We start from the raw sequence: 13,249 nt of genomic DNA, 5'->3' as shown, positions 1-13,249 counted from the left end.
ATGGTGAGATGAGTCATGCGAATCGTGATGTCCGGAGCTTCAGGAATGATTGGAACGGCCGTGGCCGCGCATTTGGCCAGCCAAGGCGATGAGGTCATCCGGCTTGTGCGGCGACCGGCCTCTGCACCCGGTGAATTCACGTGGGACCCCGCCAGGGGCGAGCTGGACGAAGCAGTCCTTGATGGCGTGGACGCCGTGGTCAACCTCTCCGGCGCGGGTATCGGGGACCGGCCCTGGACGAAAAAACGGATTGACGTCCTCCGGGACTCCCGGCTGCAAACCACCCGCACACTGACCGCCGCTATGGGCCGTCTGGAAAAGCCGCCCGCTTCCTTCATCAGCCAGTCCGCTTCCGGTTATTACGGGGCGGACAGTGCCGGCGTTCTCCTGGAGGATTCGCCAGCCGGCGGCGGTGTGCTTGGCCCTCTGTGCGTCGAGTGGGAGGGCGCAGCCAGAACGGCACCGGCGGGCGTCCGGGTGGTGACGCCCCGGACCGGTGTTGTGTTGAGCGCTTCGGGAGGAGCCCTGGGGCCTCTCCTCCCCTTGTTGAAGCTTGGACTCGGTGGTCCTTTTGGGAACGGCCGCCAGTACTGGCCATGGATCACCCTCAAGGACGAGGCTGCTGCCATCGCTTTCCTCGTCAAGTCCGGGCTCGAGGGCCCGGTCAATGTTTGCGCCCCGGAAAGTGCGGACGTCAACACGATCGTCAAGGCCCTGGCAAAGGCTTACCACCGGCCGGCGTTTCTCCGGGTGCCCCGCCCTGCCCTGCGGCTTGTTCTGGGGAAACTGGCGGATGAACTCGTGCTCGCCAACCAGCGCATGGAGCCCCGTCGCCTGGCCGAAGCAGGTTTCCACTGGCAGCACCCGTCACTGGCCGAGGCCATGGAGTGGCTGCGTACGGACGCGGACCACTAAGCACCCCCGGTCCCCGGCGGCCGGCCGTGACCAGCTCAGTTGCCCGGTCCGTTGATCTCCGAAAGCCACCAGCGTCCGTTGCCGCGGATCAAGGTCAAGCGCAGGGCCTGGGATGTGCCGGCGGATTGCGTCCTGACCACGGCGCCGGATGCAGCCCGTTCTTCATAGGCGGAGGTGGTGGCCGTGACATCCACCTGGATGCGGTCCGCCGCCAGGGAAGGTCCAACAGCCACTCCCGACAACTCCGTGGTGAAACCCGCGAACATCGTGCCGGACTGCCGCAGCTGTTCTCGAAGCCCCCGATCCGCCTCCGCCGCCGGTGAGCCTTGGGCATTGACCAGGTCCAGCAGTTCGAGCCGTCCTTCCCGCAGGGCAAAGTCACGGACGGCTGAGAGGGCAGCTGCTGCGATTGCGGGATCTTCCGCTGTGAGCGTTGCTGCGAGCCCCTCCGGGAGATCATCCGCTTTCACGGGTTCCATGGTTGGACCGGGGACTGCGGGGCCGCTGACCGTCGGCTCCGCCGGCGGGCCGCTTGGCTCGAGCCCGCTCACTGGCCACACGGTCCACGCCACGACGCCGATCAGTCCGCCACCCAGCCCGATCAAAGCCAAGCGGACTGCCAGTGCGCTCCTGGAGGTCCTGGATTGCCCGGTTCCTGGTTGGCCCCCGACCCGCGGCAAGGGTAGGAGCCGGCGCAACCAAGGGTGGCCACGGGTTGCCCGGCGGGCCGGGCCACCGTGCACCTCGCGCCGCGTGAGCAGCTCAGGAATCACGGAATGATGGACCGCTCCGGACAGGTCAAGGGTTTCAGGTGCAGCACTCCTGAAAATTGCCGTGCCGAACTCCTTTGCCGTCGGCCGCATCTGCGGGTCCGGATCCAATCCGGACTCCAGGGCTGCAGCCATGGACTTCGGCACGCCGGGAACCAGCAACGACAAAGGGGGCCTCACCTCTGGCGGCTCAGGTACGACGCCGGTCAGGCAGTACCAGCCGACGGCGGCCAAAGAGTACACATCCCGTTGTGGTCGCAGCTTGTGCCCGGAGTCCCCCTGTGGTGATGCGGGGCTGAAGGGGTCCCTGAATCCGGTGGTTCCGGCATCAAGGTTCTGCTGCCGGTCCCCCACCCGCTCTGCAAGACCCAGATCCGCCAGGAGCGGCATCCCCACAGCTGTGAACAGGACGTTTCCCGGCGAAACGTCGCCGTGCACGATGCCGTTGTTGTGCAAATAGTCCAAGGCCTGGGCGATAGGCGTCAGCACCGTCACTGTTTCGCCGACGCCCAACCGCTGCCTCCCGGACACCAAGTTCGCCAGCGACCCTCCCGCGGCGTAATCCATCACGATCCCGAGCGTCCCGCCGGAACCATCTCTGCTTTTGAGGACCTCGTGGACGCGGATGAGATGGTGGTGCTTGAGGTGCGAAAGCAGCGTGACTTCGCGGGCTGCGTCCCCAAGGATCTCTGCCTGCGCTTCTCCACGCGGACATTTGACCGCCAGCTGGGCCCGGTCCCTGAGTCGGTTGACCAGCCACACGTCGGAGTTGCTGCCATGACCCAGATGCCGGGAAATTTCGTAGCCCGGAAGCAAGGGTGCCACGGCGTTGGCGGATTCCAGAGTTTCCATGGATCAGGTCTACCGGACCTTGCGATTCTCTGCAGAAGTTATCCACAGGCAAGGCACTTTTGCCGTTGTTGCATCCACGATGACAACACGTGATGCGACTGAGAGCTTCACCACAAAACCATGGGCAATCTCCTGCTGGGTCTAAGCTTGAACGCATGACTCTTGAGTTTTCACAACTGGGTCTTGCCCCGGATTTCGTTGACTACGTACAGGGCTGGGACCTGCAGCGCGAGATCCACAACAAAGTTGTTGCGGGTGAGCAGAACAGCACCGTCCTGCTTCTGGAGCACGCCGCCGTTTACACTGCCGGCAAGCTCACGGAAGATCACGAGCGGCCCTTCGATGGAACTCCCGTTGTTCCGGTGGACCGGGGCGGCAAACTGACGTGGCACGGTCCTGGCCAGTTGATCGCTTATCCCATCCTCAAACTTAGAAACCGTGCCGGCATCCGCGACTATGTCGAGCGCCTTGAGGCCATCATGATCGCCGTCATGGTCGACTACGGAATCAAGGCGGTCACCGTCAAGGGCCGTGCCGGCGTATGGATCCTTGCCGATGACAAGGGTCCGGACCGGAAGATTGCCGCAATCGGCATCCGGGTCCTGGAAGGCGTCACCATGCACGGCGTAGCCATCAACTGCAGCAATGACCTGGCACCTTACGACCAAATCATCGCCTGTGGAATTACTGACGCCAGCGTCACCACCATGACGCAGGAAACCGGGCGGACCATCAATCCGGCCGATATCGTCGACCGCTTCGTGGAAGAATTCCGCAAGCATGAAGAAGCACTCGTTTCCACCCCCGAAGGAGCACTCCAGTGACCTTGGCACCTGAAGGCCGTAAGTTGCTGCGCGTTGAGCAGCGTAACTCGGCGGTCCCGGTTGAACGTAAGCCTGAGTGGATCAAGGCCAAGGTCCAGATGGGCCCGGAGTTTGTCCAGCTTAAGAACCTGGTGAAGAAAGAGGGCCTGCACACGGTCTGTGAAGAGGCCGGTTGCCCGAACATTTTCGAGTGCTGGGAAGACAAGGAAGCAACGTTCCTGATCGGCGGGTCCGAGTGCACCCGGCGTTGTGATTTCTGCCAGATCGATACCGGCAAACCCTCCCCGGTGGACATGTTCGAACCCACCAAGGTGGCCCGCTCGGTCCAGGCGATGCAGTTGCGCTACGCCACCGTGACCGGGGTGGCCCGTGATGACCTGGCCGATGAGGGTGTCTGGTTGTACGCCGAAACGGTCCGGAAAATCCACGAACTGAACCCCGGCACCGGGGTGGAGCTGCTGATCCCGGACTTCTCCGGCAAGCCCGAACACATCGCAGCGATCTGCGATTCCAAGCCCGAGGTCTTCGCCCACAACGTCGAGACCGTGCCCAGGATTTTCAAGCGCATCCGTCCGGCGTTCCGGTACGAACGCTCCCTGGATGTCATCACCCAGGGCCGGGACTTGGGCATGGTGACCAAGTCCAACCTGATCCTGGGTATGGGCGAAACCCGGGAGGAAATCTCCGAGGCCCTGCGGGACCTGCACGCTGCCGGGTGTGACTTGATCACGATCACCCAGTACCTGCGCCCGTCCGAACGGCATCTGCCGGTGGACCGCTGGGTCAAGCCGCAGGAATTCGTGGACCTCCAACACGAGGCCGAGGAGATCGGTTTCCTCGGTGTCATGTCCGGGCCGTTGGTGCGTTCCTCGTACCGGGCCGGGCGTTTGTGGGCCACCGCCATGCGGAAGAAAGGCTGGGAAATCCCCGCCGCCCTGGCCCACATCGAGTCCTCCGGCACCACCCGCCAGGAAGCCTCCACCATCCTCGCCGCCCACGGCTAGGCCCCAGCGGCACGAAGTACCAGCAAGCAGTTCTGAAGGACCGGATGCCCCACGTAACGGCGTCCGGTCCTTCGACGTACATCACGTAGAATTAAGGCACTATGGCGAACTCCTCTGATTCCAGCAATTCGACCCCCTCGGCCGACGCACCCAAGCGTGGGCTGTTCCAGCGCAAGCCCAAGGAAGCCAAGGCCAAGAAGCCGAGTCAGCTGAAGCAGATCGCTGAAGTCTTCAAAATGACCCGGCGGAATGATCCGCAGGTGGTCTGGATCATGCTGCTGGCATTCCTTGCAGTGGTTGCCGTGGCCTTCCTTATTGGCTTCCTGTTGGAAAACTGGGTCACCGGCCTGATCATCGGTATCCCCCTGGGCCTTCTGGCAGCGGTCTTCATTCTTTCCCGCCGTGCGGAGAAAGCCGCCTTCGCGCAAATCGAGAACCAGCCCGGCGCTTCTGGTGCTGCATTGGGCACACTTCGGCGTGGCTGGGTTACCCAGGATCAGCCGGTTGCCGTAAACCCCCGCACCCAGGATGCCGTGTTCATGGCGATCGGACGCCCCGGCGTCGTACTGGTCAGCGAGGGACCCAGCCACCGCGTGAAGACGCTGGTGGATGCGGAGCGCAAGCGCCTTGCGCGTATCCTGCCCAACGTCACCATCCATGTCCTGGAGTCGGGTCGGGGCGAGGGCCAGGTCCCCCTCAACAAGCTCGCCAAGACCATGGGCAAGATGAAGAACGAACTGACCAAGGTTGAGGTCAACGCAGTTTCCAAGCGCATCAACTCCCTTGGGAACCGCCTTCCGATCCCCAAGGGCATCGATCCCTACAAGGCCCGTCCCGACCGCAAAGCCGCACGCGGCCGCTGATTCCTGAACCAAAAAGACCGCCCCGCCTCTGGGTCCCAGAGGCGGGGCGGTCTTTTGTTCGGCGTTGGCGTGGGGACACCCGGCGTTCTCACCGGCCCGCCCCACGGAATCACATGCGGATGAGGATGGTGTTCATGGCTTTGTCGTGAAGACCGCGTTGGTCAGGGTCGAAAACAACGGCCGGTATGACCAGGCACAGCAGGAGCGTGCGCACAACAGCCGCCAGCGGGCCTGCAGGTCCTCCGCCCAAGCGGACCACGTGAATACCGGCGATCCTGTGTCCAACGCTGTAACCCAATGTGCCAATCAGCAGGATTTGTTCCACTGCAAAGATGGCCAGCGTAGCCCACTGGTTTCCGCCGAAGGCAAAGTTGCTGATGACCAGGGCGATGGTCCAGTCGATCACGATGCCAAGGATCCGGCGCCCGGCACGCGCCATGGAACCAGGACCCGACTCGGGCAGACCGAGTCTCTCACCGGGATATTTGGAGATTCCGGAAGTGTCCGGACCGCTCAACCAAGAGCCAATGTCTTTTCGATCTACCACCCTCCAAGCCTAGCCGCTGGAGTGGAGATGGGCATGACGGGCAGGGCCCCCGGGGCAGGGTTTGCGCCGGTTGTGTGTTCGACCAGCGGACCGGCGTGGACCTGGCGCCGAAAAGCAGACTACCGTTTACACAACAGATGATTCTGTAACCTGCCGGAAACAATACTGACACCCCCGGGAAATCCCACCTCCCTATGGTGGTATGAGTTGCCAGCCGCCATGGCAAGGGGACCTTTTTGTGTTTCCTGCGTCCTGGTCTGGGCTGCACCACGCGGCCTTCCGGGCCTGTTACTTGATATGCATAAGGAGCATAGATGTTCAAGACTGCGGACGAAGTCCTCAAGTTCATCAAAGACGAAGACGTCAAATTCGTCGATATCCGCTTCACCGACCTTCCTGGTGTCCAGCAGCACTTCAACGTGCCTGCCAAGAGCGTTGACCTGGACTTCTTCGTCCACGGCCAGCTCTTCGACGGATCCTCCATCCGCGGCTTCCAGGGCATTGCCGAGTCGGACATGCAGCTCATCCCGGATGTGACCTCGGCCTTCATCGACACCTTCCGGATCGAGAAGACGCTCGCACTGAACTTCTCCATCGTGAACCCCCGCACGGGCGACCCTTACCACCGCGACCCCCGTGGCGTGGCCGAGAAGGCAGAGGCCTACCTGGCCTCCACCGGCATCGCCGACACTGCGTTCTTCGCTCCGGAAGCCGAGTTCTTCGTCTTCGACAATATCCAGTACGAGTCCTCCCCGCAGGGCAGCTTCTACAAGATCGACTCCGAAGAAGCACACTGGAACACGGGCCGCAAGGAAGAAGGCGGCAACCTCGGTTACAAGACCCCCGTCAAGGGCGGTTACTTCCCGGTGTCCCCCACTGACAAGCAGGCTGACCTCCGCGACGCCATGTGCGTTGAGCTGGACAAGGCCGGCCTCGAGGTCGAACGCTCCCACCACGAAGTTGGCTCTGCCGGCCAGGCTGAGATCAACTACAAGTTCACCACTCTGACCGCAGCTGCTGATGACCTGCAGAAGTTCAAGTACGTCATCAAGAACACCGCTGACGCCTGGGGCAAGTCCGTGACGTTCATGCCGAAGCCTGTCTTCGGTGACAACGGCTCGGGCATGCACTGCCACCAGTCGCTGTGGAGCAACGGCGATCCCCTGTTCTACGACGAGAAGGGCTACGCCGGCCTCTCCGACACTGCCCGTTGGTACATCGGCGGCCTGCTGAAGCACTCCTCGGCAGTCCTGGCGTTCACCAACCCGACCGTCAACTCCTACCGTCGCCTGGTCAAGGGCTTCGAGGCTCCCGTGAACATGGTTTACTCGCAGGGCAACCGCTCTGCCGGTATCCGCATCCCGATCACGGGCACCAACCCGAAGGCCAAGCGCATCGAGTTCCGCGCTCCGGACCCCTCGTCCAACCCGTACCTGGCATTCGCTGCACAGCTGATGGCCGGCATCGACGGCATCCGCAACCGCATCGAGCCCCCGGCTCCGATCGACAAGGACCTCTACGAGCTCCCGGCCGAAGAAGCCAAGGACATCCCCAAGGCTCCGGGTTCCCTGGAAGAAGCCCTGGAGGCCCTGCGCGAGGACAACGAGTTCCTGCAGGCCGGCGGCGTCTTCACCCAGGACCTCATCGACACTTGGATTGACTACAAGTACGAGAACGAGATCCGCCCGCTGTCGCTCCGCCCGAACCCCTACGAGTTCGAGCTCTACTACGGCGTCTAGCTAGATCATGCGGCAGACGCGGGCACAGTCCGCAGACAGTCCGCAAGAATCAATGCACAGAAAAGGCCGGCCCCCAGGTTTCACCACCTGGGGGCCGGCCTTTTGTCATGTTTGGCGCCCTTCAAGCCTCTCTTGTAGCGCGTGTAGACAGGCGCTCCGCAAGGACACCTGCAACAGCAGCCCGCGCAGTGTCTTCCTTGTCGGGCCACATGTGTCCGTAGGTGTCGAGCGTGGTTTTGGCCGATGAGTGGCGAAGACTCTTCTGTACCACCTTCACATCAAGCCCTTGAGCGATCAGCAATGATGCAAAATAATGCCGAAGGTCGTGGAAACGGAATCCCTCCGGCAGTCCCTTGACCGCGCTTCGGGCTTCCCGGAAGTAATGCTCTAAACGATGTGGCGATATGGAACGCCCCCACTCGTTCGTCACCAGCGTCTCGCTCCCCCACCGCGCATGATTCACTGACAGCTCCAGGCAAAGGTTCTGAGGGATCGGGATCGGGTTCTTCGATTCCTCGGTTTTAAGCTCAACACCCGGATACTGGATTGCCGGCGTGATGATGCCCCGCATGAAATCCACATCTGACACCCTCAGCGCGACGGCCTCTGCAATTCGCAGGCCAGCAAACGCAGCCAAGAGGATGGCGGGCTGTAGACCCGCAGGCACGGCGTCATGAAGCGCCCAAACCTGTTCCGTTGTCGCTACATAGGCTCGCTGCTTCCCAGCCTTCGGAGCCGTGCGCCGACTCACCGGTGATTTGGGCAGCAGCCCATCGTGCACGGCATCTGCAAACAATTGCCCGAGCCGTGAGTGCAGCGCGTAAACGGTCGAGTCCGCAAGCCCCTCGTCACTGAGACGTGCAGTCCAAGCCTTGACCTCAGACGGGCGCACACTCTTGAGCGCCCGGTTGCCGAATCCATCATTGATCCGCTTCAAGTGCGACTTTGCCTGGCGGACAGTAGAAGGGCGGTTATTCTCGTAGCCTCGGAGCCAGACGACCGACCAATCCTGAACTGTTGTCAGCGCAGTCTTTGGATCCACATACGTACCCGCGATGACCGATGCTGTTACTTCATCGAGCCACCGTTGAGCGTCGATCTTTCGGGGGAAGTGCCGAGCGTGTTCCTTGCCGGCGGTGTCCCTATACCGGGCACGCCAAGAACCATTTTCACGCTTCTGGATGCTAGCCATTGGTCAAAAACCCCGCGAGATCCCTGCTCATATCAAGTTCGGCGCCTGGGTCAACGCCCCACGAGGACAACCACTCATCGCCGTGTGCATTGCGGGCCTCCGCCAGCGCCTCGTTGTAGACGCGAACGGATCCCTCCAAGCCGACCCGTTGAACTTCCAAAGACGTGGCAGCCCTTTCGAGTTCCCGTCTATGCTCCTGGACGGCCGCCGCTTTGTTGTACACGCGGAGCCGCGCTTCGTGTATCCGCGCTATTTCCGGAGGCAAAGACTCACCTGCCAAGAGATCGGCCAGGGGGACGTCCAGAATTTCACCCAGAACGGCGAGTTCCCCCACTGAGGTGGGGCGAACTCCGCGTTCTAACTTGGCAACCATCGTCTGAGACATCCCATAGCCCAGGTCAGTCATCCGGCTTGCAAGTTCTGCCTGCGTCATGCCCAGCGCTGTGCGCAACTCCCGCACTCTCGTGCCGAAGGCTCGCTCAGCCGCTTCACCTATACCCTCAGGCTCACTATTAGTTCCCATGGGCATAGTCTATGTATTCCCATGGGGGTTGACAACGCCGACAACCATCAGCCACCATAGTCATATCAGGACTATCTAGTTTAGTTCTCTGAAGACTAGGAGTTAAAATGGGGACACCTGTCGCCACGCTACTCACGCTGGCAGAAACCGCCGAGCGGTTACGGAAATCGCAAGCTCAACTCAGATGGATGCTGCATCAGGGGACAGCCCCACGATCCGCCAAAATCGGAGGCCGCAGGCTTTTCCGCGAGTCAGACATCAACGATTACATCAACAAGGCATTCGAGCAGGATGCCGCCTAAGCGTACTAACAACGGGTGTTCAGAACATGCACCCTGAATTACGCAGCTCACCAAGCTGCTGCAAGGCCCTGCACTGTTCCATGGGGGAACACGGCGGGATGCACGACCGAACCACCACCACACCACACGAACTAAACAAAGGCCTCAAAATGAACAGCACCGCATTTACCGTGCCGACTATCCGCCGTATGACGCAGGAGCAGGCAATAAAGCTAGCCGCGTTCGTCTGCACGATCCGCCCCGAATGGTCAGCCGGCCCCATTCGCGGACTTCTCCAAGCCCACACCTACGGATCCCGCGGGTTGGAAGTAATCGAATTGGAGGAACTAACGCGCCGCACCGTCGCCGCAGCGTTCACCTCGACACAGGAACAACTCACCGAACTGCCAGGAGAACCGGCGTGATCAGCAAAAAGGTGGTTATCGACGTGGCCCGATACGACACGAGCACCCGCGGATCCGTGTCCTACGACCCAACCGAGTTGGACCGCAACCACTCCTGGGACATCTCCCGTCTACCTCAAGGCGCAGTCCTTGAGGTCTTGGTGCACAGCTACAGGCCCTTCCGCTACCCAAACGAGTACGGGCCGGCGATGTTCCCCAACCCTCATGCCTGGGGTGCAACAGAAGCTTTGCACATCATCATTACCGCCGACTCCCACGAGGTCGCGGCGGACTGGGAAGAACTGTTCGTCCGGCAAGCCGCGGGCATACGACAAAACAAACAGGCTGCTTGACGGTAGCCAATACTGCCGGCGTGGAGATGAGCGCCCACCCCGGCAGGTGCAAGACCCCGATGGAACAGACCACAACGGACGCAAGGACTGAACTTGACCGCCTATAGCTCGCCCCATATACCTGATCTTCCCGAATTTTCGAAGCACCCTAGTAGTGTTCCTGTTCCTCTACCCCCTGTGTCAGGAACGGGGAACGGTGTTATCTATGGCGACGTAGCCGGCCTGCTCTCCGGTAACCTGCCACCCGCTCCAACACCATCCGTTTTCCATCGCTCAGACGGCAACTGCTTGTTCTACAGCGGTCAGTTCAACCTACTATTCGGGGAAGCTGAAAGCGGTAAAACGTTCGTCGTCATAGGCGCCCTGGCACGAGCCCTCAACGCAGGACAGCGGGCAGTGTTCATCGACATGGACCACAACGGGGTTCAAGCCATCGTCACTAGGCTCCTAGCCTTCGGGGTCCCACCAGAAACACTCTCTAGCCTGGACAGGTTCCGTTATAAGGAGCCAGAGGACCGGATAGACCTCATGGCTACCGTCGCGGACCTGAAAGCATGGCGCCCCCAGGTTGTGGGGGTAGACAGCATCGGTGAACTACTGCCGGCGCTAGGACTGAACAGCAATAGCCCCGACGACTTCACCATCGCTCACACCTCGGTGCTCAAGCCCCTAGCCATGTCGGGGGCGTGCGTCATAGCTATCGACCACGTAGCCAAGAACGCGGAGTCGAAAGCCCAGGGGCCTACTGGAACCGTAGCCAAGGCTCGTGCAGTGGGAGGGGTAATGCTCCGGGTAACCGTAAAGGACCAGTTCAGCCCCGGTCACGGCGGATCCTGTTACTTGAACATCAAGAAGGATCGTCACGGTGGGCTCAGGGCATCATCCCCAAGCGGCGACAAGGAACCGCTAGCGGGAACGTTTAAGATGTTCGCTGATTCTAGCTTTGCTGTCTTCGCCCCCGAGGACGGTGAACGGACACCTCAAGCGGCACCTGGGGTGGACCTAGCCGAACTACAGGCAATGATTCCCCCTCCGGTCAGTGTGCGGGACGTGAAGGATCGGCTTGGCTGGGGAACTAACCGTGCACAGCTAGCCCTCAAGGTTTTTCGGGACGCGTTCCCCGTTCCCCACACAGAGGGTGAAGGAACAGGAACACCGCCAGTACCCAGTACCTATACCGTTCCCGAGGAACAAGGAACAGCAATGTTTGGGGAGGTTGCGGCATGACCGACGCGGAACTCGCTGAGTACTGGAAATACCAAACAATCCACTGGCGAAACCTCGCCCTCGTGTACCACCAGCAGCTACTAGCAACGAAGAACCGACCCGAACGCCACTACGGGAAAACAACCCTTCATCGCGACCCAACAGGCAACGCAGCAGTTAGTGCTGTCGAAAAAGAACGCAAGAACAGGAAGTAGCTCAAATGGCTTACGAATACAGCGAACGTCAACTAACACAGTGGGACTGGGCAGCTCAGGCAGCAGCCTGGAAAGAGAAAGCAGAGCACGAAGCCCGCCGCGCTGCCTTCTACCAGCGCAAAGCCGCCCAGTACGAAGCCCAGTATGGAGCGGCAGCATGAGCGCCTTCCTGGACGACCCCAGGGTTGCTGAGCACCTTGATCCGGAAGTGCTCGCCTACCTCAAAGCAAACCAGCCACCTGCCGACGCCACTGCGGACGTGGAGGCGGGGCATTGGATCGCCCATACGGTGGCACTGCTCCAACAAGTCCGTGACCTCAAGCAGCGAGTAAGGGAATTGGAGGCTGACTCATGACCCGCCACCCCCCTGGATCCTTGGAGTATTGGAGAGCGATTGCAGAGACAAGGCAATCGATCATCAATCGAGCCCACAAGAAACTTGGCCTGCTTCAGCAGGAGTACGACGATGTTGAGGCTGAACTGCGGGCCTATGTTGAGGGGCGTCGTTGAGCCGACCAAGGGGCGAGGTTCGTCCACCCGCAGCGTACGTCCACGGCATCAACGCGCCAGTGGTCATAGTGCCTGCCCGCATCGCTGCGTGGCTTGAACGGAACGCCGGCCTTAACCAAATCCGCATCAACGCCCGCGGAGCGGACCCGGAAGTCGATAGCGTTCTGAACGCTCTACGACTGGCGGCACTTACATGGCGTACTGCCGCCACCGGAAGCCCCCAAGCGCCCGAACCGGAAGCCGCGCGAGAATCAAAGTGGTACAGCACTACGGACGCCGCCGAACGGCTAGGCATCACCGACCGGGCTGTACGGCTAGCCATCCAAGAGAAACGCCTGCACGCCACCAACCTGGACGGACGCTGGCGCATCAGCACCGAAGACATCGAACATTTCAAAGCCGCCAAAGCGGCGTAGGAGAACCACCATGGCGAAGTACGACCTCACCAAAACCACCGAAGCCCTCGCAGCCGAAAAGCTCCGCAGCGGCCAGCGGGAACAGCTCGAGGCCATCCGGCAGAACCGCAACCTCACCCCAGCCGGCAAGCGCGCCCAAATCGCGGCACTCTACCTCCGCAACAAGCAGGAAGTAAGCAAGCTCGAGAAACAGGCAGCCACCACCCGCACTGATCGGATTAATCACATCCGCAAAACCGTGTTCGGCCTCTCCGGGAACCCTGGCCCGCAGGATGTCATCTCTTACCGTGACGCACAGGACAGGGCGGCGAACCTCGGATCCGATGACGAAGCGAAAGCAGCGCAACTGTTCGACCGTGCGCAGCTCTCAGGTGACACTATCCTCGCCGCCGCCGTCGTGAACCGTGCACTTGAAGCCGGGTGGGTCAACGTAGCCAACTCCTACATCGAAGCGCACCCCTACTACGGAGAAATGGTCGAAGAACTCTGGTACCTCAACCAAGGCAGCCCCGAAAACGAAACCAACCTCGGCCAGGCACTCGAAAACTACTCAGCCTTCCACCTCGAAAAGCCCGCCGAAATCGGCAACGTCCACCTTGAATCCCAGATCGAAGCCATCGCCAGTGAAGCCTGAG

General features: G+C 61.2%; 18 protein-coding genes. 14 read left to right on the top strand and 4 right to left on the bottom strand.

From position 1 onward, the window contains the following. Positions 1-15 precede the first annotated feature (15 nt). Entirely contained in the window at positions 16-915 is a 900-nt protein-coding gene (locus tag IEY62_RS08605) for a TIGR01777 family oxidoreductase (RefSeq protein WP_189016069.1), read from the top strand. Positions 916-950: 35 nt separating this feature from the next. Here IEY62_RS08605 and IEY62_RS08600 read toward each other — a convergent pair whose 3' ends face one another. Continuing rightward, positions 951-2,537: a serine/threonine protein kinase gene (locus tag IEY62_RS08600; RefSeq protein WP_189016066.1), complete on the bottom strand. Its 1,587-nt coding sequence runs from the start codon at positions 2,535-2,537 to the stop codon at positions 951-953. Between the two features lie 155 nt (positions 2,538-2,692). Between IEY62_RS08600 and lipB the strand changes: the two genes are divergently transcribed. The 3 genes from lipB (at position 2,693) to IEY62_RS08585 (ending at position 5,228) form a co-directional block, all read left to right on the top strand. After that, entirely contained in the window at positions 2,693-3,361 is a 669-nt protein-coding gene (gene lipB / locus IEY62_RS08595; protein ID WP_189016063.1) for a lipoyl(octanoyl) transferase LipB, read from the top strand. Continuing rightward, positions 3,358-4,365 carry a lipoyl synthase gene (gene lipA / locus IEY62_RS08590; RefSeq protein WP_011774451.1) on the top strand — a complete coding sequence of 336 codons (1,008 nt, stop codon included), beginning with the start codon at positions 3,358-3,360 and terminating at the stop codon, positions 4,363-4,365. Before lipB ends, lipA begins: the two co-directional genes overlap by 4 nt. Before the next feature lie 101 nt (positions 4,366-4,466). Next, complete coding sequence (locus tag IEY62_RS08585) at positions 4,467-5,228, top strand: DUF4191 domain-containing protein (protein ID WP_189016060.1); 762 nt, start codon at positions 4,467-4,469, stop codon at positions 5,226-5,228. 109 nt (positions 5,229-5,337) lie between these two features. On the opposite strand, the gene IEY62_RS08580 is transcribed toward IEY62_RS08585, so the two are convergent. Further along, a complete protein-coding gene (locus IEY62_RS08580) occupies positions 5,338-5,775 on the bottom strand; it encodes an RDD family protein (RefSeq protein WP_055977749.1) in 438 nt (145 codons plus the stop codon). 314 nt (positions 5,776-6,089) lie between these two features. Between IEY62_RS08580 and glnA the strand changes: the two genes are divergently transcribed. Further along, the gene (gene glnA / locus IEY62_RS08575) at positions 6,090-7,514 is read left to right on the top strand and encodes a type I glutamate--ammonia ligase (protein ID WP_018779319.1); all 1,425 of its coding nucleotides are present in this window, start codon (positions 6,090-6,092) and stop codon (positions 7,512-7,514) included. 121 nt (positions 7,515-7,635) lie between these two features. Here the strand turns inward: glnA and IEY62_RS08570 are convergent, their stop codons facing one another. Further along, entirely contained in the window at positions 7,636-8,706 is a 1,071-nt protein-coding gene (locus IEY62_RS08570; RefSeq protein WP_229785153.1) for a tyrosine-type recombinase/integrase, read from the bottom strand. After that, positions 8,699-9,229, bottom strand: a complete 531-nt coding sequence (locus tag IEY62_RS08565) for a helix-turn-helix domain-containing protein (protein WP_189016057.1) — start codon at positions 9,227-9,229, stop codon at positions 8,699-8,701. The genes IEY62_RS08570 and IEY62_RS08565 overlap by 8 nt, the downstream gene beginning before the upstream one ends. Positions 9,230-9,336: 107 nt before the next feature. On the opposite strand from IEY62_RS08565, the gene IEY62_RS08560 reads away from it, so the two are divergent. From IEY62_RS08560 to IEY62_RS08520, 9 genes are all read left to right on the top strand, one after another. Beyond that, complete coding sequence (locus IEY62_RS08560) at positions 9,337-9,531, top strand: helix-turn-helix transcriptional regulator (protein WP_189016054.1); 195 nt, start codon at positions 9,337-9,339, stop codon at positions 9,529-9,531. Positions 9,532-9,680: 149 nt separating this feature from the next. Next, the gene (locus tag IEY62_RS08555; RefSeq protein WP_189016051.1) at positions 9,681-9,935 is read left to right on the top strand and encodes a hypothetical protein; all 255 of its coding nucleotides are present in this window, start codon (positions 9,681-9,683) and stop codon (positions 9,933-9,935) included. Continuing rightward, a complete protein-coding gene (locus IEY62_RS08550) occupies positions 9,932-10,267 on the top strand; it encodes a hypothetical protein (protein WP_189016048.1) in 336 nt (111 codons plus the stop codon). The genes IEY62_RS08555 and IEY62_RS08550 overlap by 4 nt, the downstream gene beginning before the upstream one ends. A gap of 288 nt (positions 10,268-10,555) precedes the next feature. Next, positions 10,556-11,494 (top strand): AAA family ATPase, encoded by a 939-nt coding sequence (locus IEY62_RS08545; RefSeq protein ID WP_189016045.1) that lies wholly within the window; start codon positions 10,556-10,558, stop codon positions 11,492-11,494. Between the two features lie 199 nt (positions 11,495-11,693). After that, complete coding sequence (locus IEY62_RS08540; RefSeq protein WP_189016042.1) at positions 11,694-11,849, top strand: hypothetical protein; 156 nt, start codon at positions 11,694-11,696, stop codon at positions 11,847-11,849. Beyond that, the gene (locus IEY62_RS08535; protein WP_189016039.1) at positions 11,846-12,043 is read left to right on the top strand and encodes a hypothetical protein; all 198 of its coding nucleotides are present in this window, start codon (positions 11,846-11,848) and stop codon (positions 12,041-12,043) included. Before IEY62_RS08540 ends, IEY62_RS08535 begins: the two co-directional genes overlap by 4 nt. Beyond that, positions 12,040-12,198, top strand: a complete 159-nt coding sequence (locus IEY62_RS08530) for a hypothetical protein (protein WP_189016036.1) — start codon at positions 12,040-12,042, stop codon at positions 12,196-12,198. Before IEY62_RS08535 ends, IEY62_RS08530 begins: the two co-directional genes overlap by 4 nt. Then, complete coding sequence (locus IEY62_RS08525; protein WP_189016033.1) at positions 12,195-12,614, top strand: helix-turn-helix domain-containing protein; 420 nt, start codon at positions 12,195-12,197, stop codon at positions 12,612-12,614. Before IEY62_RS08530 ends, IEY62_RS08525 begins: the two co-directional genes overlap by 4 nt. Before the next feature lie 10 nt (positions 12,615-12,624). After that, on the top strand, positions 12,625-13,248 hold the full coding sequence (locus tag IEY62_RS08520; RefSeq protein ID WP_189016031.1) for a hypothetical protein: 624 nt from the start codon (positions 12,625-12,627) through the stop codon (positions 13,246-13,248). Position 13,249 lies beyond the last annotated feature (1 nt).

The organism is Paenarthrobacter histidinolovorans, assembly GCF_014647595.1.
GTDB classification, from domain to species: Bacteria; Actinomycetota; Actinomycetes; order Actinomycetales; family Micrococcaceae; genus Arthrobacter; species Arthrobacter histidinolovorans.
The sequence above is the reverse complement of the archived record's forward strand: the minus strand, read 5'-3'. Positions and strand labels throughout refer to the sequence as shown.

Coding starts and splice junctions, on each gene's coding strand:
- IEY62_RS08605 (WP_189016069.1), top strand. CDS start 16: ATGCGAATCGTGATGTCCGGAGCTTCAGGAATGATTGGAACGGCCGTG.
- IEY62_RS08600 (WP_189016066.1), bottom strand. CDS start 2,537: ATGGAAACTCTGGAATCCGCCAACGCCGTGGCACCCTTGCTTCCGGGC.
- lipB (WP_189016063.1), top strand. CDS start 2,693: ATGACTCTTGAGTTTTCACAACTGGGTCTTGCCCCGGATTTCGTTGAC.
- IEY62_RS08585 (WP_189016060.1), top strand. CDS start 4,467: ATGGCGAACTCCTCTGATTCCAGCAATTCGACCCCCTCGGCCGACGCA.
- glnA (WP_018779319.1), top strand. CDS start 6,090: ATGTTCAAGACTGCGGACGAAGTCCTCAAGTTCATCAAAGACGAAGAC.
- IEY62_RS08570 (WP_229785153.1), bottom strand. CDS start 8,706: ATGGCTAGCATCCAGAAGCGTGAAAATGGTTCTTGGCGTGCCCGGTAT.
- IEY62_RS08565 (WP_189016057.1), bottom strand. CDS start 9,229: ATGGGAACTAATAGTGAGCCTGAGGGTATAGGTGAAGCGGCTGAGCGA.
- IEY62_RS08560 (WP_189016054.1), top strand. CDS start 9,337: ATGGGGACACCTGTCGCCACGCTACTCACGCTGGCAGAAACCGCCGAG.
- IEY62_RS08555 (WP_189016051.1), top strand. CDS start 9,681: ATGAACAGCACCGCATTTACCGTGCCGACTATCCGCCGTATGACGCAG.
- IEY62_RS08540 (WP_189016042.1), top strand. CDS start 11,694: ATGGCTTACGAATACAGCGAACGTCAACTAACACAGTGGGACTGGGCA.
- IEY62_RS08535 (WP_189016039.1), top strand. CDS start 11,846: ATGAGCGCCTTCCTGGACGACCCCAGGGTTGCTGAGCACCTTGATCCG.
- IEY62_RS08530 (WP_189016036.1), top strand. CDS start 12,040: ATGACCCGCCACCCCCCTGGATCCTTGGAGTATTGGAGAGCGATTGCA.
- IEY62_RS08520 (WP_189016031.1), top strand. CDS start 12,625: ATGGCGAAGTACGACCTCACCAAAACCACCGAAGCCCTCGCAGCCGAA.